1 protein-coding gene is annotated in these 238 nt (G+C 70.6%); it reads left to right on the top strand.

The window, feature by feature from the left end; all coding sequences use genetic code 11:
- Nucleotides 1-238 (top strand): 5'/3'-nucleotidase SurE (locus C1X29_RS30225; protein WP_305888223.1); only part of this gene is annotated, 238 nt, incomplete at both ends.

Below are 238 nucleotides of genomic sequence, written 5' to 3'. Positions count from 1 at the left end.
GGACGATCCTCGGCATCCGCTCGATCGCGCTGAGCCAGGCCTACGGGGCGGGCGGGCGCGGCGCCCTCAAGTGGGACTGCGCCCGGACGCACGGCGCGAAGGTCGTCCGGAAGATCCTCGAGACCGGGATCGAGCCCGGCATCCTGGTCAACGTCAATTTCCCGGATTGCGAGCCGGCCGACGTGCATGGCGTCGCGGTCGCCGCGCAGGGCTTCCGCAATCAGGCGCTGCTGTCGAT

The sequence above is a fragment of the Pseudomonas sp. GW456-12-10-14-LB2 genome, from assembly GCF_002884345.1.
GTDB classification, from domain to species: domain Bacteria; phylum Pseudomonadota; class Gammaproteobacteria; order Pseudomonadales; family Pseudomonadaceae; genus Aquipseudomonas; species Aquipseudomonas paraglycinae.
Note: the sequence above shows the minus strand (reverse complement) of the source record. Positions and strands in the feature narration are given on the sequence as shown.